The sequence below is a fragment of the Synechococcus sp. EJ6-Ellesmere genome (assembly GCF_024345875.1).
Lineage (GTDB): Bacteria > Cyanobacteriota > Cyanobacteriia > PCC-6307 > Cyanobiaceae > Regnicoccus_A > Regnicoccus_A antarcticus.
On sequence record NZ_JAGQBY010000051.1, the window covers coordinates 1 to 17,516 of the forward strand.

General features: G+C 67.3%; 21 protein-coding genes. 13 read left to right on the forward strand and 8 right to left on the reverse strand.

What is annotated here, in order from left to right; genetic code table 11:
- Positions 1–954: alpha/beta fold hydrolase (locus tag KBY78_RS07275; protein ID WP_255143037.1), on the reverse strand; the 954-nt coding region annotated here is incomplete at its 3' end.
- 41 nt (positions 955–995) lie between these two features.
- Between KBY78_RS07275 and KBY78_RS07280 the strand changes: the two genes are divergently transcribed.
- A complete protein-coding gene (locus KBY78_RS07280; RefSeq protein ID WP_255143038.1) occupies positions 996–2,252 on the forward strand; it encodes an MFS transporter in 1,257 nt (418 codons plus the stop codon).
- A 16-nt stretch (positions 2,253–2,268) separates the two neighbouring features.
- Here KBY78_RS07280 and KBY78_RS07285 read toward each other — a convergent pair whose 3' ends face one another.
- The gene (locus KBY78_RS07285; RefSeq protein ID WP_255143039.1) at positions 2,269–2,547 is read right to left on the reverse strand and encodes a hypothetical protein; all 279 of its coding nucleotides are present in this window, start codon (positions 2,545–2,547) and stop codon (positions 2,269–2,271) included.
- Between the two features lie 55 nt (positions 2,548–2,602).
- Between KBY78_RS07285 and KBY78_RS07290 the strand changes: the two genes are divergently transcribed.
- Together KBY78_RS07290 and KBY78_RS07295 are read left to right on the forward strand one after the other, a co-directional pair.
- Positions 2,603–3,334 (forward strand): peptidase, encoded by a 732-nt coding sequence (locus tag KBY78_RS07290; protein WP_037979458.1) that lies wholly within the window; start codon positions 2,603–2,605, stop codon positions 3,332–3,334.
- A gap of 41 nt (positions 3,335–3,375) precedes the next feature.
- Positions 3,376–3,612, forward strand: coding sequence for a hypothetical protein (locus KBY78_RS07295; RefSeq protein ID WP_156776500.1), 237 nt, complete (start codon positions 3,376–3,378; stop codon positions 3,610–3,612).
- A gap of 48 nt (positions 3,613–3,660) precedes the next feature.
- On the opposite strand, the gene ychF is transcribed toward KBY78_RS07295, so the two are convergent.
- On the reverse strand, positions 3,661–4,752 hold the full coding sequence (ychF, locus tag KBY78_RS07300) for a redox-regulated ATPase YchF (RefSeq protein ID WP_006170322.1): 1,092 nt from the start codon (positions 4,750–4,752) through the stop codon (positions 3,661–3,663).
- Between the two features lie 163 nt (positions 4,753–4,915).
- Here ychF and KBY78_RS07305 point away from each other — a divergent pair, with 163 nt between their 5' ends.
- Positions 4,916–6,049 (forward strand): efflux RND transporter periplasmic adaptor subunit, encoded by a 1,134-nt coding sequence (locus tag KBY78_RS07305; RefSeq protein ID WP_156776499.1) that lies wholly within the window; start codon positions 4,916–4,918, stop codon positions 6,047–6,049.
- An 18-nt stretch (positions 6,050–6,067) separates the two neighbouring features.
- On the opposite strand, the gene wecB is transcribed toward KBY78_RS07305, so the two are convergent.
- Positions 6,068–7,192 carry a non-hydrolyzing UDP-N-acetylglucosamine 2-epimerase gene (gene wecB, locus KBY78_RS07310; RefSeq protein WP_255143040.1) on the reverse strand — a complete coding sequence of 375 codons (1,125 nt, stop codon included), beginning with the start codon at positions 7,190–7,192 and terminating at the stop codon, positions 6,068–6,070.
- Between the two features lie 140 nt (positions 7,193–7,332).
- On the opposite strand from wecB, the gene KBY78_RS07315 reads away from it, so the two are divergent.
- Positions 7,333–8,505 carry a PilT/PilU family type 4a pilus ATPase gene (locus KBY78_RS07315; protein WP_261350006.1) on the forward strand — a complete coding sequence of 391 codons (1,173 nt, stop codon included), beginning with the start codon at positions 7,333–7,335 and terminating at the stop codon, positions 8,503–8,505.
- A 35-nt stretch (positions 8,506–8,540) separates the two neighbouring features.
- Here KBY78_RS07315 and KBY78_RS07320 read toward each other — a convergent pair whose 3' ends face one another.
- Together KBY78_RS07320 and tsaD are read right to left on the reverse strand one after the other, a co-directional pair.
- Positions 8,541–8,723: a hypothetical protein gene (locus KBY78_RS07320; protein WP_006170318.1), complete on the reverse strand. Its 183-nt coding sequence runs from the start codon at positions 8,721–8,723 to the stop codon at positions 8,541–8,543.
- 42 nt (positions 8,724–8,765) lie between these two features.
- Entirely contained in the window at positions 8,766–9,821 is a 1,056-nt protein-coding gene (gene tsaD / locus KBY78_RS07325; protein WP_255143043.1) for a tRNA (adenosine(37)-N6)-threonylcarbamoyltransferase complex transferase subunit TsaD, read from the reverse strand.
- 76 nt (positions 9,822–9,897) lie between these two features.
- Between tsaD and KBY78_RS07330 the strand changes: the two genes are divergently transcribed.
- Together KBY78_RS07330 and psaJ are read left to right on the forward strand one after the other, a co-directional pair.
- On the forward strand, positions 9,898–10,377 hold the full coding sequence (locus KBY78_RS07330; RefSeq protein ID WP_255143044.1) for a Photosystem I reaction center subunit III: 480 nt from the start codon (positions 9,898–9,900) through the stop codon (positions 10,375–10,377).
- 105 nt (positions 10,378–10,482) lie between these two features.
- Positions 10,483–10,599, forward strand: coding sequence for a photosystem I reaction center subunit IX (psaJ, locus tag KBY78_RS07335; RefSeq protein ID WP_255143045.1), 117 nt, complete (start codon positions 10,483–10,485; stop codon positions 10,597–10,599).
- A 137-nt stretch (positions 10,600–10,736) separates the two neighbouring features.
- Here psaJ and gmk read toward each other — a convergent pair whose 3' ends face one another.
- Positions 10,737–11,303 (reverse strand): guanylate kinase, encoded by a 567-nt coding sequence (gene gmk, locus KBY78_RS07340; protein WP_255143049.1) that lies wholly within the window; start codon positions 11,301–11,303, stop codon positions 10,737–10,739.
- Positions 11,304–11,409: 106 nt separating this feature from the next.
- Here gmk and KBY78_RS07345 point away from each other — a divergent pair, with 106 nt between their 5' ends.
- Positions 11,410–13,167: an NFACT family protein gene (locus KBY78_RS07345; RefSeq protein WP_255143046.1), complete on the forward strand. Its 1,758-nt coding sequence runs from the start codon at positions 11,410–11,412 to the stop codon at positions 13,165–13,167.
- Entirely contained in the window at positions 13,164–13,979 is an 816-nt protein-coding gene (gene tatC / locus KBY78_RS07350) for a twin-arginine translocase subunit TatC (RefSeq protein WP_006170312.1), read from the forward strand. Before KBY78_RS07345 ends, tatC begins: the two co-directional genes overlap by 4 nt.
- Before the next feature lie 16 nt (positions 13,980–13,995).
- On the opposite strand, the gene KBY78_RS07355 is transcribed toward tatC, so the two are convergent.
- Positions 13,996–14,394 (reverse strand): DUF3067 family protein, encoded by a 399-nt coding sequence (locus tag KBY78_RS07355; RefSeq protein ID WP_255143047.1) that lies wholly within the window; start codon positions 14,392–14,394, stop codon positions 13,996–13,998.
- Positions 14,395–14,494: 100 nt separating this feature from the next.
- Between KBY78_RS07355 and petC the strand changes: the two genes are divergently transcribed.
- From petC to KBY78_RS07375, 4 genes are all read left to right on the forward strand, one after another.
- Complete coding sequence (petC, locus tag KBY78_RS07360) at positions 14,495–15,031, forward strand: cytochrome b6-f complex iron-sulfur subunit (RefSeq protein ID WP_006170310.1); 537 nt, start codon at positions 14,495–14,497, stop codon at positions 15,029–15,031.
- A gap of 46 nt (positions 15,032–15,077) precedes the next feature.
- Entirely contained in the window at positions 15,078–16,010 is a 933-nt protein-coding gene (petA, locus tag KBY78_RS07365) for a cytochrome f (RefSeq protein WP_255143048.1), read from the forward strand.
- Between the two features lie 69 nt (positions 16,011–16,079).
- Positions 16,080–16,940: a prolipoprotein diacylglyceryl transferase gene (gene lgt, locus KBY78_RS07370; protein ID WP_255143050.1), complete on the forward strand. Its 861-nt coding sequence runs from the start codon at positions 16,080–16,082 to the stop codon at positions 16,938–16,940.
- 77 nt (positions 16,941–17,017) lie between these two features.
- Positions 17,018–17,516: cobalt-precorrin-4/precorrin-4 C(11)-methyltransferase (locus KBY78_RS07375; protein WP_255143051.1), on the forward strand; the 499-nt coding region annotated here is incomplete at its 3' end.

The following is a 17,516-nucleotide window of genomic DNA, read 5'->3' on the forward strand; positions in this document are numbered from 1 at the left end:
CGCCAGCAGCGCTGAAAGCCCTCCCAGGGAGTGGCCCATCAGCACCACCGAGGGGCCAAGACGGGGGATCTGCCCCTGCCGTTCCGCCGCCAGCACCGCCTCCACATCAGCCAGACGATCGGGCAGGGTTTCAGCCCCGGGTGGGGGCCGCTGGCCATCGAGCATCTGGCGCACCGCCGTCTCGTTGCTGCCTGGGTGCTCGATCAGCACCACCGGCCAGCCCCGGGCCGCCAGGCCTTGGGCCAACCAGCCGAGCTGGGCACTGCTGCCACCGAGTCCCGGCATCAGCACCACCCAGGAGCCCTGGCGGGGCTTGACGGCCGGCCAGAGTTCCAACTCCAGCGGTGCTGATCTGTGGGCCACCGTCAGGGCGATGGTTCTGGGCCTGAGATCGGGATGAATCGCCGCCAGTCGTGTACTGGTATCGGAATCCTCCCGAATGCGCAGCGGCAGATCCCGCAGCCGCTCCAGCGCCAGGGTCTGCTCCTCCAGCTGATGCCGCCAGAGGGCAGCGAGCTGCAGCAGCCCATCGAGATCAAGGGTGAGCTGGGGCGTGGGCACCTCGAGCAGCAGTTCCACGAACCGGATCGGCTCGGGCCGCTGCAGACGCTCCCGCAGAGTGGTCAGCAGCAACACACCGCTGCCGGGCTTCCCTCCGGCGAACAGTTCCCCCACCGCCTCCAGCACCTGGCGGCCCGCCCAGCTCTGCAGCAACTGCAGAGCAAAGCCCCGATCAGGCAGCAGGGGTGATCGCAGCAGGGTCACCAGATCGTCGCGGCTGCTCTCGTCGAGCAGTTCGAACCAGATGGCCAGTTCATTGCGGCTGCCCTTCGGATCCCGGCTCCAGGCATCGAGCTGGTGCAGGTCGAGGGGCAGCGAGAGGCCATCGAGCTGCACATCCAGCCGGTCGGCCGCCCGGGCCGACTCCGCCAGCAGTGGCGTTCCCGAGCCCACCAGCAGACTGGTCAGGAGTGCCAGCCCCCGACGGACGTGTTGTGACAGAGCCGCAGGCAGGAGCAAGCCAACCAATCTGGTGGCTCCAGTTTCCCGCGCCGCTGCGCGAACTCACCGTGATCCGCCTGGTGGGCAGCTTCGGGGCCGGGGGGATCCTCTATCTCACCCCGGTGGTGTTCCACCAGGCACAGTTCTCAGCCCTGGCGGTGGGTCAGGGTCTGGCCGCGGCGGCGCTGGCCGGCACCCTGGGTCGGCTGCTGAGCGGCTGGTGGCTCGACCATGGCCTCAGCACCACCCGGCCGGTCCTGCTGGCGGCACTGATCTCGGTGCTGGCCGACAGCCGGCTGTTCAGCGCGGAAACCTTCACCGCCTTTGTGCTGGGGCAAGTGCTTCTCGGCACGGCGATGGGGATCTACTGGCCGGCCATCGAGCTGGCGGTGCCCCTGAGTGCGCCGCCCCAGTCCAGCAGCCGTGCCTATGCCCTGGTACGAACCGGTGATGCCCTGGGCGTGGCCCTGGGGGTGCTCCTGGGAGCCCTGCTGGCCGGCAGCCGGCACCTGCGCGGCATCTATCTGGTCGACATCACCTGCATGGTGGTGGTGATCAGCCTGCTGCTGCGCTCACCCCTGCCCGTGGCGGTGCCCGCGGGCGACCAGGATCGCAGGCTCCCCTGGCGCCGGTTGGTGAAACCCCTGCTGCCACTGCTGGGGGTGACGCTGCTGGCCACGGCGATGGTGTCGCTGCTGCAGAGCGCCTTGCCGCTGGATCTGGTGCGGGGTGGACTGGAGCGTGCGCCGCTGAGCGAGAGCCTCGGAGCCCTGCTGCTGGGCCTGCAGCTCAGCTTGCTGCTGCTGTTCCAGTGGCCCCTGGGGCGCTGGCTGGCGGAGCGGCCTGTGTCTTTCGGGCTGGGCTGGAGCCTGCTGGGCTTTGCCTTCGGCAGCCTGCTGCTGGCCCTCTCTGCCCTGGGCTGGCAGAGCCTGTCCCTGCTGGTGATGGCCCAGGTGCCCCTGGCGGCAGCGGCGGCGGCCTTCCTCCCCACGGCCAGCGAAGCGGTGATCGAGGTCACGCCGGCGTCGCACCAGGGGATGGCCCTGGCCCTGTTCTCCCAGTGTTTCGCCATCAGCTCCTTCGTGGCCCCCCTGATGGGGGGCTGGTTGCTGGAGAGCCAGCGGCATGGAGCCGGCCTGTGGCTGCTGATGACACTGCTTAGCCTGCTCGGGCTGCTGCTGGTGGGGAAACTGAACCGCTTCCATCCCCACCCCAGTCAACGGCGGATCCAACCAGACCCAGACACCTGAGGGCGCGTGACGTCGCTCAGGTGTCCTTGGCCTGGGCCTTGGCCTTCTGGGCACGGATCCAGGCCTCCGACTCATGGGGGAGAGGCTCGGTGCCGTATTCCCAGTCGTCGTAGTCGGGGTCGTTGCGGATCCGCTGGTGCAGTTCCTTCTGGACGTCGAAGTTGTGGGGGTGATCGGCTGGAGCGGCCGGATCGATGGGCGCTTCTGGATCGTTGGCGGGGGACGTCTGGGATGAGGGCATCACCGGCCATTGCTGCTGATCCCATTGTCCCCCCTTGCCGGGGCCGGCCGGCACAGACGCCGGAGCCTGTCCGCCGCAACAATGGATTCACCCAAGCGAAGACCTGGCCGTGACCTATTGCGTGGGCATGCTGCTGCAGGAGGGCCTTGTGATGGCCTCCGATTCACGCACCAACGCCGGTGTCGATGATTTCGCCAGGTTCTGCAAGATGAGCACCTTCGAGCGTCCCGGGGATCGGGTGATCGTGCTGCTCAGTTCCGGCAGCCTGGCCGGCACCCAGGCGGTGGTAAGTCTGCTGAAGCAACGGGCCAGCCGCAACGACGGCGCCATGACCCTGTGGACCGCCCAGACCCTGTTCGATGTGGCCGTGCTGGTGTCGGATGTGATGCGCGAGATCGAACATCGCGATGCCCCCTTCCTGGAGGGCAATGCGGTGACATTCAACGCCTCATTCATTCTGGGCGGCCAGATCAAGGGAGAAGCCCCGCGGCTGTTCCGCATCTACGCCGAAGGCAACTTCATCGAAGCCGGCGACGACACGCCCTTCCTGCAGACCGGCGAGGCGAAATACGGCAAGCCGATCATCGACCGTGTGATCACCCCAACCACGACAATGGCCGATGCCACCAAGTGCGTATTGGTGTCCTTCGATTCCACCATGCGCAGCAATCTTTCGGTGGGCATGCCGATCGACCTGATCTGTTATGAGCGCGACAGCCTGGCGATTCACCACAGACGCCGCTTCCACGACGGCGACTCCTACTTCTCCACCCTGAGCACCGGCTGGAGTGCAGGCGTGCGCCAGGCCTTCCGAGATCTTCCCGCTCTGGAATGGTCTTGATCTCTGCATCGAGAATGAAGGATTCAGGCAACCAGGGATCCATGAATCTGCCGCTGAATCCTGAACATATCCTGCAGACCTGGATGACCTTCTGGGCCTCAAAGGCGCTGATGCGCGCGATCGAGGTCGATGTGTTCTCAGAACCGGCCCGGGGGGTGGGGGCCATTGTCTTGCATGTGTTCAACTCCAACAAGACTGCTTTGCAGCTTTATGCGACAGCTGGATACGAAGTGGCCAGCCTGAACCTGCAGAAAAAGTTGACACGATCTACAGGATGAAGCATGCGCTCAGTGGCAGCTCGCCACCCTTGCCATCGCAGCATGTCGTCAGACGTTGAAGAGAAACTCCATCACGTCGCCTTCCTGAACCACATACTCCTTGCCCTCGCTGCGCAGCCAGCCGCGGTTGCGGGCTTCCGGAAGGGAGCCGGCCTCCAGCAGCTGGGCATAGGCCACGGTCTGGGCGCGGATGAATCCCCGCTCGAAGTCGGTGTGGATCACCCCGGCGGCCTGGGGGGCGGTCATACCGGCGGTGATTGTCCAGGCGCGGGTTTCCTTCTCACCGGTGGTGAAGTAAGTGCGCAGGCCCAGCAGGCCGTAGGTGGCGTGGATCAGGCTCTGAAGCCCGCCCTCGCTCACCCCGAGGCCCTCGAGGTAATCGGCACGCTCGGCCTCGCCCAGCTCGATCAGCTCCGCCTCCACCTGGGCCGAGATACGCACGGCGCCGGCACCTTCCTTGCGGGCCAGTTCCTCCACGGCGCGGCTGAAGGGATTGCCCTGCGCCAGGTCGTCTTCCGAGACGTTGGTGGCGTAAATGATCGGCTTGGCGGTAAGTAGCCCCAGGGGCTTCAGCATGGGCGCCTCCTCCTCCCCCAGCTCCACGTTGCGGGCGGCACCGCCCTGCTCCAGCTCGGCCTGGATCCGCGCGAGGACGGCATCCTCAACCTGTGCCTCCTTGCTGGTACGCGCCTGCTTCTTCAGCCGTTCGCGGCGCTTCTCGATCTGGCCCAGATCCGCCAGGCCCAGCTCCAGATTGATCACCTCGGCGTCCCGCACCGGATCCACATCCCCAGACACGTGAATCACGTCGTCGTCCTCGAAGCAGCGCACCACGTGCACGATCGCGTCCACCTCGCGGATGTTGGCGAGGAACTTGTTGCCCAGGCCCTCTCCCTGGCTGGCGCCTTTCACGAGGCCGGCGATGTCGACGAACTCCACCCGGGTGGGGACGATCTCGCGGGAGCTGGACACATCCGAGAGCATCTTCAGCCGCGGATCGGGAACCGCAACGACGCCCACATTCGGCTCGATCGTGCAGAACGGGAAATTGGCCGCCTGGGCCTGGGCGTTGGCCACCAGGGCGTTGAACAGGGTGGATTTGCCCACGTTGGGCAGCCCCACGATTCCGGCTTTGAGCATGGGGCGAAATCTAGAGGGGCACCCTCCAGGGACCGGGGCCACAGTTGGGGGCGACACCAGGAAGACTGGTCCCAGTCAATGGAGCACGGCCATCGCCACGCGGATGCTCGAACAACCCCCAGCCACGAAGCCTCCCGAGTCTCCGCTGTCTCCCAGCGTGACCATGACCCCAACTGGGGTTGGCGGCCTGGCTCCCCGCCGCCGCTGGGGGCGGCTGGCGGCCGGGGCCGTGGCCCTGCTGGTGGTGGTGGGAGGTGTGACCGTCTGGCAGCGACAGCGTCAGGCCGCCAAGCGCAGCAATCTGGCCGACTACACCGTCGTGGCCAAGCGAGGCACCCTGCCGGGAGTGGTGAGCGCCAGCGGCGAGCTGGAGGCAGGACGCAGTGTCAACGTGAGCCCCAAGCGCGGTGGGGTTCTTGAATCGCTGTTCGTGGATGAGGGCGACCGGGTGAGCAAGGGCCAGCCCATCGCCCAGATGGACAGCGGTGATCTGAGCCAGCGGGAGCTGGAACTGGGGGCCCAGGTTCGCCTGGCTGAGGCGGAAGAGAGCCGCGCCCGCTCCGACTACGAACGCCGCAAAAAGCTGTTCGAGGAGGGGGCCATCAGCGAAGACGACATCGTGTCCTTCCGCACCCGTGCCCTCACGGCCCGGGCCTCATTGGACGTGGCCCGCAAGCGTTTCAATCAGCGCACGGTGGAACGCGATGAGCTCACGATCCGGGCCCCCTTCGACGGGGTGATCACCCAGCGATTCGCCGATCCCGGCGCCTTCGTGACCCCCACCACCTCCGCCTCGGCCAACGCCGGCGCCTCCAGTTCCTCGGTGGTGGAGCTGGCCCAGGGGATGGAGGTGGTCGCCAAGGTGCCCGAGAACGACATCGGCCGGATCAGTATTGGTCAGAGCGCCAGCGTGAGGGCGGATGCCTTCCCCGACAAGCGGTTCGCCGCCCGGGTGGTCCAGGTGGCCCCGCGGGCGGTGAAGAACAACAACGTCACGTCGTTCGAGGTGAAACTCGCCCTCAGCGATCCCAACAACCTTCTGCGCATCGGCATGACCGCCGACATCGACTTTCAGACCGGCAGCCTTCCCCCACAGACCCTTGTGCCGACTGTGGCGGTCGTCACGGAGGAAGGGCGGCCAGGCGTGCTGCTGGTGGGCAAGGACAACCAGCCCCGCTTTCAGCCGGTGACCCTGGGCTCGAGCAGCGGCCGCGACACACAGATCATCACGGGTCTCGAGGAAGGCACCAGGGTGTTCATCGACCTCCCCCCCTGGGCGAAGAAACGGGGTTCCTGAGAGCGTCTGGGCCCCCGGTCAGCTCCGGCCTCCGTTCAGGAAGCTGCGGCTGGCCTCGAGGATCCGACCGCTGGCCTGACCATCGCCGAAGGGGTTATGGGCCTGGGCCATGGCCGCATAAGCCTCGGGATCATCGAGCAGCCGACTGCCTTCGTTGACGATCGATTCGCTGTCGGTTCCGATCAGGCGCGCCGTTCCGGCCGTGACCGCTTCGGGCCGCTCCGTGGTGCGCCGAAGCACCAGCACCGGCTTGCCCAGAGCCGGTGCCTCCTCCTGCAGACCACCGGAATCGGAGAGCAGCAGCGTGCAGCCCCGGATCGCCCCCACCAGCTGGTCGTAGTCGAGCGGTTCGCAGAGATGAGCGCGGGGATGATCGCCCAACAGCTCCTGCAAGGGCTCCCGGACCGTGGGGTTGCGGTGCAAGGGCAGCAGCAGGGCCGTGTCGGGATGGCGATCCAGCAGCTGGCGGAACCCCCGCCCGATGCTGCTGAGCCGCTCCCCCCAGTTCTCACGGCGGTGGACGGTGGCCAGGATCACCCGCTGCCTCTCCCAGTCGAGGCCTGGGACCTGGGGCAGGGGGGCCGATGCGGCCATCAGCAGCAGCGCGTCGATCACTGTGTTGCCTGTGACCAGGATCTCCCCAACCACGCCGGACGCCTTCAGGTTCGCTTCGGAGACGCTGGTGGGAGCGAAGTGCAACTGGGCCACCTGGGAGATCAGGCGCCGGTTCGCCTCCTCCGGGAAGGGGTCAAGCAGGTTGTCGGTGCGCAGCCCGGCCTCCACATGGCCCACGGGGATCTGCTCGTAGAAAGCCGCCAGGGCCGAAGCGAAGGCGGTGGTGGTGTCGCCCTGGACCAGCACCAGCTCGGGGCGATGCTCCAGGAACTCCTCGCGCAGGCCCTGCAGGGCCGCGCAGGTGACATGGGTGAGGGTCTGCTTCGGGGCCATCAGGGCCAGGTCGCGGTCGGGGGCGAGCCCGAACAGATCCATCACCTGGGCCACCATCTCCCGGTGCTGACCCGTGAGCACCACCCGGGTGCGGAAGCCTGGATCACGCTGGAACGCCAGGATCACCGGTGCCAGTTTGATCGCTTCTGGCCGGGTGCCCAGCACGATGCTCACGAGCGGTGCGGTGGCGGTCAAGGGGGCGAGGCGGTGGCTGGGATCCTAGGGAAGGGGCCCTGAGGCGCCTGCATGACAGGGGCTGAGTTTCGAGCAATGCTGAGCGCGATGGCCGCACCCAACCCGTGAACCCGCTCGAGAGCAACAGCGCTCCCCAGGCCATGGTCGAGGCCACAGCCGTCAGGCTGCCGCCCCCACCTCCGCCGGCGCCCTCACCAGTGGCTTCGTTCGATCCCACGCCGGAACCCGCACAACCCACCTTTGGCGATCTGCCAGCCAGCCTTGAAGCCATCGTGGCGATCGCCGAAGCCAGGGGTTACTCCGATGTGCATCTCGGAGTCGGTGAATCACCGCGTTTCCGAGGCCAGGGGATCATCCTGACCACGGGTTGGCCCATCACAGACCGGGAGCAATTCCGGCGCTGGCTGGAGGAGATCCTGCAGCCCACCGACCTGGATCGCTTCGGCAACGACCTCGACTTCGACGGGGCCCACTCCTTCCCCTTTGCGCGCATCCGCATCAACCTGCTGGAGAGCGTGCGCGGCCCGGCGATGGTGCTGCGGCTGATCCCCCTCGAGGTGCCGAGCCTGGATCAACTGGCCATGCCGCCGGTGCTGAAAGAGCTGGCCACCTATCCGAAGGGGCTGGTGTTGATGACCGGACCCACAGGCTGCGGTAAGAGCACCACCCTTGCCGCCATGATCGACTGGATCAACAGAACCGCTGCCAAACACGTCATCACGGTTGAAGATCCGGTGGAATTCGTTCACACCAGCCGCACCAGCCTGATCCGGCAGCGGCAGGTGGGGCATCACACCAAGCACTTCCACACGGCACTGAGAGCGGCGCTGCGGGAAGATCCCGATGTAATCCTGATCGGTGAAATCCGCGACCGAGACACCCTCTCCACCGCCCTCGAAGCGGCTCAGACCGGCCACCTGGTGTTCGGCACCCTCCACACCAATTCAGCGGTGCGCTCGGTCGATCGGGTGATGGGACTATTTGATCCGCAGAGCAAGGAGCAGATGCGCCGGGAGCTGGCGGAATCCCTGCTGGCGGTAATCTCCCAGGGGCTGATCCGCACCCGGGGTGGGAGTCGCACGGCCTATCACGATCTGTTGGTCAACACTGAAGCCTGCCGCGATTACATCCAGCGGGGGGATCTCGATGAAGTGGAACAGATCATGGCCCGCAGCGCCTTTGACGGGATGCAGACAATCAATCAGTCTCTGGCAGCGCTGGTGGAAGAAGGAGCGGTGGACCCCCAGGAAGCCCTCTCCCACAGCCTCAAGCCGAACGAACTGGCCCAGACATTGCGCGGCCGGGTCAGCTGATCCGGTGTTTCAGCTGATCCGGCCGCGGTTGCCGCTCAGGAGCGGGTGGCCAGACGGATCAGCAGCAGACTGGCCAGACCCAGGGACAGGCCAAGCATGGCCAGGCGTCCGTTCCAGATCTCAGCCTGGGGGGTGAAGCCACGTCGCCAGGCGTTGAGTTCCTGGGGATCGACATCGACGGGCTCAAGCCGGTTCTCGCTGATCTCAGCAGGGGCCATCTGTTCTCGTCTCAAGACAGAGTTGAAAACACTCTAAAGGGATTAACAACCGGACCGTGTTTCGTAAAGGCTGCCGGCCTGCTCGAGCGGAAGCCGTGCCAGTACCCCCAGATCGCAGCCGCTGCGGGCCCCGCCGGCCAGACGGGCCGCGGCCGCCACGCCGATCATCGCGGCGTTGTCCGTGCAGTAGGCCAGGGGAGCGACACGCCAGTGCAGGCCGAGGGCATCGCAGCGTTCCTCCATGGCCTGGCGCAGGCGGCGGTTGGCTGCCACCCCGCCCACCAGCACCACGGTGTCCAGCCCCTGATCCAGGGCGCAGCGGCAGCTCCGCTCCACCAGGACGTCCACCACCACCCGCTCGAAACTGGCGGCGATGTCGGCCAGCGGCAGCGCCTGGGGCTCCTGCTCCAGGCGCTGCACCAGCCGCAGCACCGCGGTTTTGAGACCACTGAAACTGAAGTCGTAGGGATGGAAGCCACCCTCAGGCCTGGACACCCGTCCCTTGGGCAAGGGGAAGCGCTCGGGATCGCCGGCGGCAGCCGCCGCCTGGATGGCGGGGCCGCCGGGATAACCCAGTCCCATCAGCCGCGCCACCTTGTCGAAGGCCTCCCCGGCCGCGTCGTCATGGCTGCGCCCGAGCCGCTGGTACGCCCCGACCCCCTCCACCCGCACCAGCTCGGTGTGACCGCCACTGACCAGCAACACCAGGTAGGGGCCTGGCGGCAGGGGCTCCCCCAGCTGCACCGAGCAGAGGTGACCCTCCAGGTGGTGCACCCCCAGGAAGGGCAGGTCGTGCAGGCGGGCGAGGGTACGGCCGGTGACCGATCCCACCAGAAGGGCCCCCACCAGACCCGGCGCCACCGTGGCGGCGATGCCATCGAGATCGCCGTAGCTCAGGTCCGACTCAGCCATCACCCGCTCCACCAGCTGGGGCAGGGCCTCCACGTGGCGCCTGGAGGCGATTTCCGGCACCACGCCCCCCCAGCGGGCGTGCTCCTCCACCTGGGAGGCCACAGCACTGGCCAGCACCTGACGATCGCGCACAACGGCGGCGGCGGACTCGTCACAACTTGTTTCGACGGCCAGAATGGTGGGCATGGGCTCCAGGGAAGTCCCCTACTGTCCGCGAGTGACATCCTGCCTTCCGGCAGGGCTTTCCCCGGAACCGGACACGATGCGCCGTCTTTTCGCCGTTCTGATTTCCGCCTTGCTGCTGTTCGGCTTCGCCTCCGTGGCCAACGCCGACGTGGCTGGGCTCACCCCCTGTTCTGAGAGCTCACGCTTCCAGGAGCGGGCCAGCGCCGCGGCCACACCGCAGGCCCAGGCACGCTTCGAGATGTACAGCCAGGCCGTCTGCGGTCCTGATGGGCTGCCCCACCTGATCGTGGATGGCCGCTGGAGCCATGCGGGCGATTTCATGATCCCCGGCATCGCTTTCCTCTACATCGCTGGCTGCATCGGCTGGGCTGGCCGCTCCTACCTGCAGGCGATCCGCGGCAGCAAGGACGCCACCATGCGTGAGATCCAGATCGATCTTCCCCTCGCCCTCAAGAGCACCCTGGCCGCCGCCACCTGGCCCCTGGCCGCCTTCGGCGAGTTCACCAGCGGCAAGTTGCTGGAGTCTGACTCCAAGATCACCATCTCGCCTCGCTGAGGATTTGAGGGTTCGCTCCAGGTCGGCCTGGCGATGGCCGCCGGCCTGTTGCCTCAACTCCAACCGCTCTCCACCTTCTCCCAGCCCCTCTCAGGGGTTGCCTCCATGAAGAAATTTCTGACCACCGCCCCGGTGTTCGCCGCCATCTGGTTCTCGATCACCGCCGGGATCATGATCGAGTTCAACCGCTTCTTCCCCGACCTGCTCTTCCATCCCCTCTGAGTCCAGAGCCTCACCAGCGCCGGCCCGCTCAGACCGAGCCTCTCGGCCCAAGCCAAGTCACCAGCGGCCCGAAAGGGCCGTTTTTGCTGGCGCAGATTCGCGTCCTTCGAGAAAGTCGCCACCTGGATGGACCTGGATCAACCGAGGTTGAGCAACTCCTCCAGGTTGGAGATCGCCTGATCCAGGTCGCCGTTCACCAGCACCGCATCGAATTCCGCTTCAGCCTCGAGCTCCTGGTGGGCGCGGCCGAGCCGCCGCTGAATGGCCTCCTCGCGCTCGGTGCCCCGCCCACGGATGCGCCGCTCCAGCTCCTCGAAGCTGGGGGGCTTGATGAACACCTGAAACCCGTCCGGAAAACTACGCCGCACCTGACGGGCCCCCTCCAGTTCGATCTCCAGCAACACCGATCGTCCCTGGGCCAGATGGTCCTCCACAGGGCCCCGCGGCGTGCCGTAGAGATAGCCAGCGAACTCAGCCCACTCCAGGAAGCCACCCGCCTGAACCTGAGCCTCGAAGCGCTCGCGATCGAGAAAGCGATAGGTGACCCCATCGATGTCTCCGGGTCTGGGTGCCCGGGTGGTGGCCGACACCGAAAGCCAGAGGCCGGGATGGCGCTGCAGAAGAGACGCCACGAGTGTGCCCTTGCCCACACCACTGGGGCCGCTGATCACGGTGAGCCGTCCTGGCGTTGAAGTCGATCCCATGAAGGTCTTCGGCTGGCCAGCAGAGTAGTGGGATCCCACCGCACGCTCCGGCGTGGAGCGGCAGCCCATGGCGCCCCAGACCCAGCCGAGCCCAGCCATCCAGGCCATGGACCTCACCACCTTGCGGGCGGTGCTGGCGGAGCTGCGTCCCCTGCTGGTGCCGGCCCGCTTCGAGAAGGCCCAGCAGCCCAATCCCCACACCCTGCAGCTGGGGCTGCGTGGTCTGAGCGGGATGCGCTGGCTGGAGATCAGCTGGCTGGCGGCGGCCCCCCGGCTGCTGGCGATCGATCCGCCGCCGAAACAGGGTGACGGCAGCACCCTGGCCCGCGTGCTGCAGCACGGCCTGGGGGGGCTGGCCCTGGTGGCGATCGAGCAGGAGGGCTTCGAGCGGGTGGTGGATCTGCATTTCGCACCCCGGCCCGGGGAGGCCAGTGGCCGCCGTCTGGTGGTGGAACTGATGGGCCGCCACAGCAACGTGTTCCTGCTTGATGCCCAGGGACGGGTGGTGAGCCTGGCTCGCCAGGTGAGGGAGCAGCAATCACGGCTTCGGCCGATCGCCAGCGGCTCCAGCTACGGACGACCACCGGCCCTGCAGTCGGATCCCCCCAGCCTCGAAGAATCCCAGGAGCACTGGCGGCGGCGGCTGCAGCTGGTGCCCGTGTCCCTGCGCCAGGCCCTGCGGCAGACCTACCAGGGAATCAGTCCGGCCCTGGCGCTGCAACTGGTCGATGGGGCGCCGGAGCCGGCGGCGGAGCTGCTGGCCCAACCGGTGGGCACGCTCAGCCAGGAGCACTGGGATCACCTCTGGGCGCGCTGGCAGCGCTGGTTGCACGATCTTGAGCAGGAGCGCTTCGGCTGGGAAGTCGATGACTCCAGGAGTGGCTCTGGCGGCTCAAGCCAGTACCGCTGCTGGGGCACCGCCAGCTCTGGCCCCGTGAACGCCCCCCTGGCGGCCTACTACCGCCAGCGGCTGGGCCAGGGGGAGCTGCAACGACGGCGGGCGAGCCTGGAGCTGAAGCTGCTGGCCGCCCGGGAGCGGGAGAAACGCCTGCGGCAGCAGCAGCAAGACCTGCTCGATCAGGTGGAGAGCGGGGATGATCTGAGCCGTCAGGCCGACGCCCTGCTCTGCCTGGCAGCTCCCAGCCGCGACCAGGTAGCCGAAGCCCAGGCCCTCTACCAGCGTGCCCGGCGGCTTCGGCGCTCGGTGGTCTCGATCACCCCCCGGCTGGAGCTGCATCAGCGCCAGCTTGACCGACTCGACGCCAGCCTGGCCTTCCTCGCCCTGCACGGCCCCGAGCCGAGCCACGGCCTCCACCACGACGGGGATCTGGAGGAGGCCCTCTGCCAGCTGCAGGCCCTCGAGCAGGAAAGCGAGGAACTGCTGGCCCGGGGAGGCACCGAAGGGCGCCGCTCCGGGCGCCGCGCTCCGCCCCGTTCAGCCCCTGCCAGCACCCCGTCCCCCCTGGAGTTGCTCACCCCCGGCGGCCTGAGGGTGCAGGTGGGCCGCAACCACCGCCAGAACGAGTGGATCAGCCTGCGCCAGGCCCGCCGTGGCGACCTCTGGTTCCACGCCCAGGAATGTCCCGGCAGCCATGTGATGCTCAAGGCCTCGGCCGCTGAGGCAGCCGACGCCGACCTCCAGCTGGCCGCTGACCTGGCCGCCCACTTCAGCCGAGCCCGTCACAATGGGCGGGTGCCGGTGCTGAAGGTGCCCTGCGATCAGCTGCAACGAATCGCCGGAGCTGCCGCCGGCACCGTGACCCACAAGGGGGGAGAGGTGGTCTGGGCCTCACCGCAGCGAGCCGCCCACTGGCTCGCTGCGGCGGAATCTGTGCCTAAGGTCCCAGCGGAGCCAGGGCCATGAGCGAACCAACCCCATCCACAGCCAGCAGCGGAGCCACCGAAACCGCCCTGCCCGCGCCAGCACCCATCCGCGTCAGCTGCCCGGATGAGTTCCCCGGCGAAGTGGAGATGAGCCTGCTGGAGCACCTGGAGGAGCTGCGGCGTCGCGTGCTGCGCAGCCTGCTGGCCCTCGTGGTTTCGGCGGCCGTCTGCCTGGTGCTGGTGCGCCCCCTGGTGCGCCTGCTGCAGGTGCCGGCGGTGGGAATGCGTTTCCTGCAACTGGCCCCGGGGGAATTTCTGTTCGTCTCCCTCAAGGTGGCCGGTTACGCCGGGCTCACCCTTGTGCTCCCCTACGTCCTCTATGAAGTGCTCTCCTTCGTGCTTCCCGGCCTGACCAGGCGCGAGCGCCGGCTGGTGGCCCCCGCGGTAGCGGCCTCGGCGGTGCTGTTCATGGCCGGATTGGCCTTCGCCTGGTGGGCGCTGGTGCCCGCGGCCCTGCGCTTCCTGGTGAACTACGGCGCCGATGTGGTGGAGCCGATCTGGTCAATCGAGCGCTACCTCGACTTCGTGCTGTTGTTGATGGTGGCCACTGGGCTGGCCTTTGAGCTACCGGTGCTGCAGCTGCTGCTCGGTGCTTTCGGTCTGGTGGGATCCCGCACCATGCTGGGGGCCTGGCGCTGGGTGGTGCTGGGCTCGGCCCTGGCCGGCGCCGTGCTCACCCCCTCCACCGACCCGGTCACGATGTTGCTGCTCACCGGAGCGATCACGGCCCTGTTCCTGATCGGGGTGGCGCTGGTGGCCCTGGTGGAGCAGGTACGCCCCGAGCCCGCTTGACCACTCGCCGTTCGCGTCAGAGCAGAAATTCACTGCTGCGCCCATCCGCTGCGGGCTCCAGGGCCAGGCTCATCGCCTTGCCCAGCCGCGGCCGGTCCTTCGTGGTGCTGAGCCACCCCCTCACTTGCTCAGCCACCTGGAGGTTGTTGAGCACCTCCACCAGCTCCCGCAGGCGGGCTTCGTAGCCAGCGGCATCGAGGGGGAAGGACTGCTGCTCGAGGTAGGCCCACATCACCTGCAGGTACAACCGCCCGCGGCGCTGGACCAGCTGCAGGTCGTAGGAGGCCTGCCATCGGGAGCGCAGCAGCGCGATCACCTCTTCATAACGAAGTGGCGCTGGGGCGTGGGGGGCGGCGGGATCGGACAACAGCGAGGACGGCGGGGTGGAGCGTTCCGGGGGGAGTGACAACAGCATGTTGCGGCAGCAGGTCAGACCCCCGGTCTGGGCCCCGGTTGCCGGAGGGGCAACGGTCATAATGGGCGGCACGTTGCTTCGGCACCCAGGAACGCCTCGTATGACCCAGATCCCTGTGAGCGATGTGCCCGGAATGGGTCGTCGGCAGTTCATGAATCTGCTCACCTTCGGCACGGTCACTGGGGTGGCCCTCGGGGCTCTCTATCCGGTGGCGAGGTACTTCATTCCCCCCAAGGCGGCCGGCAGCGGCGGTGGCATCACCGCCAAGGATGAGCTGGGCAACACCGTCACGGCCACGGGCTGGCTCTCCACCCACAAGGAGGGCGACCGCAGCCTGGTGCAGGGTCTCAAGGGTGACCCCACCTACCTGCTGGTGGAGGGTCCTGAGGCGATCGGCAGTTACGGCATCAATGCCATCTGCACCCACCTGGGCTGCGTCGTGCCCTGGAACAGCGGCTCCAACAAGTTCATGTGCCCCTGCCACGGCAGCCAGTACGACGCCACCGGCAAAGTGGTGCGTGGCCCGGCACCCCTCTCTCTGGCCCTGGCCAACGTCACGGTCGAGAACGACACCGTGTTCCTGAGCCAGTGGAGCGACACCGACTTCCGCAGCGGCGACAAGCCCTGGTGGGTCTGATCCACCGCGTTCTCCCTCTCCTTCGTCGCCCGTTCGCCCACCCCCCATGCGTCGCTCCCTCTCCCTGCTGCTGAGCTCCCTGCTCGTCGCTGCTGCCCTCTTGGTGGCTCCCCAGGCCAGCTGGGCCTACCCGTTCTGGGCCCAGCAGAATTACGACAGCCCCCGCGAAGCCACCGGCAAGATCGTTTGCGCCAACTGCCACCTGGCCAAGAAAGCCACCCAGGTGGAGGTGCCCCAGGCCGTGATGCCCGACACCGTCTTCAAGGCAGTCGTGAAGATCCCTTACGACACCACCCTGCAGCAGGTGGGGGCCGACGGCAGCCGCACCGGGCTGAACGTGGGGGCGGTGGTGATGCTCCCCGATGGCTTCAAGCTGGCTCCGCCGGAGCGGCTGAGCGACGAACTGAAGGAAGAAACCGCAGGGGTGTACTTCACCCAGTACAGCGACAACGACCCCAACATCCTGCTGGTGGGCCCCCTGCCCGGCGACCAGCACCAGGAGATCGTCTTCCCGATCCTCTCGCCTGATCCCGGCAGCGACAGCTCCATTCACTTCGGCAAGTATTCGATCCACGTGGGCGGCAACCGCGGCCGCGGCCAGGTCTATCCCACCGGAGAGAAGAGCAACAACGGGGTCTTCAATGCCTCCGTGGACGGCACCGTGGCCGCCATCACCCCCGGTGAGAATGGTGCCTCGGTGGTGGAGATCAGCACCGCCGATGGTCAGAGCGTGAACGACACCATTCCCGCCGGTCCCACCCTCACCGTGGCGGTGGGTGACAGCGTCAGCGCCGGTGCGCCGCTCTCGGACGACCCCAACGTGGGTGGCTTCGGCCAGCTCGATGCTGAAATCGTCCTTCAGAATCCTGTTCGTCTCTACGGGATGATCGCCTTCTTCGCTGCAGTGGCTCTGGCCCAGATCATGCTGGTGCTGAAGAAGAAGCAGGTGGAGAAAGTTCAGGCCGCCGAGGGCATCTGACCCTTGGCCACCATGCCGTTCGCCTGAGTGCATTCGTTGGAGTTTCTCTCCCCGGCCACGGCCCTGGCCGTGTTCGCCTCGCCGGGGCCCCTGATCTTTCAGCTGGGCCCCTTTTCCCTGCGCTGGTATGGCCTGCTGATCGCCTTGGCGGTGCTGATCGGTCTGCTGCTGGCCACCCGGCTGGGGAAGGCCCGGGGCATCGACCCCGTGCTGATCGCTGACCTGCTGCCTCTGCTGGTGCTGGCGGCTGTTCTGGGCGCCCGCCTGTACTACGTGCTGCTGGAGTGGCGCCAGTATCAGCTCAACTGGCTGGAAGCCCTGGCCATCTGGCGTGGCGGCATCGCAATCCATGGTGCCCTGATCGGCGGCACCCTGGCGGTGATCGCCTATTGCCGCTGGCGCAAGCTGGCGTTCTGGAACCTTCTCGATGTACTGGTCCCATCCGTTGCCCTCGGCCAGGCGATCGGGCGCTGGGGCAACTTCTTCAATTCAGAGGCCTTCGGTCTGCCCACCGACCTGCCCTGGAAGCTCTACATCCCAACCCTCAACAGGCCTGGACCGTTCCTCGATCAGCAGTATTTCCACCCGACGTTCCTGTACGAATCCCTCTGGAACATCGCTGTGGTGGCCCTGCTTCTGTTTCTGTTCCGCGCAGGGATCAAGGGCCGCATCCCCTTGCCGGCCGGCGCCCTGAGCTGCGTCTACCTGGTGAGCTACAGCCTCGGCAGAGTCTGGATCGAAGGGCTGCGCACCGACCCCCTCTGTCTGTTCTCCACGCCGCCCTTCTGCGAAGGAGGTCTGCGCATGGCCCAGCTGATGAGCCTGCTGCTGATCGCTCTCGGCAGCTTCGGCCTCTGGTGGATCTACGGCCAGGAGCGCTCCCTGCCCGATCCTGGCGGTGCTCCTCCCTTGCCGCGGAACCACTCTTGATCGCAAAGTCAACTCCTGTTCCAGGTGCTGCCAGCCCTGTGCTGATCGTGGGTGCAGGCCCAGGCGCCATCGATCTCATGACCGTGCGGGCCACCCGTGCCGTCGAAGCCGCGGACGTACTGGTGTGGACCGATTCCCTGGTGTCGCCCCAGATTGCCGCCCTGGCACCGCAGCACTGCGAGCGGATCCGCACCAGCACGCTCACGCTGGAAGAGGTGATGGAGCTGGTGGTGGAGCGGGCGCGGGCCGGATTGCGGGTGGTGCGCCTGCACGATGGTGATCCCTGCCTCTACGGAGCCCTGGCGGAGCAGATCTGCCGCCTGGCCGATGCTGGCCTGGAGGTGGAGGTGGTGCCTGGCCTGAGTGCCTACCAGGCCACCGCTGCGGCCCTCAAGGCCGAGCTCACGATCCCGGGACTGGTCCAGACCATCGTGCTCAGCCGTGCCGGCGGGCGCACGGGGGTGCCGGACCGGGAGTCGCTGGCACATCTGGCCTCCCTGCGGGCCTCCCTCTGCCTGTACCTGAGCGCCCGCCATGTGGAGTCGGTGCAGCAGGAGTTGCTGGAGCACTACGCCG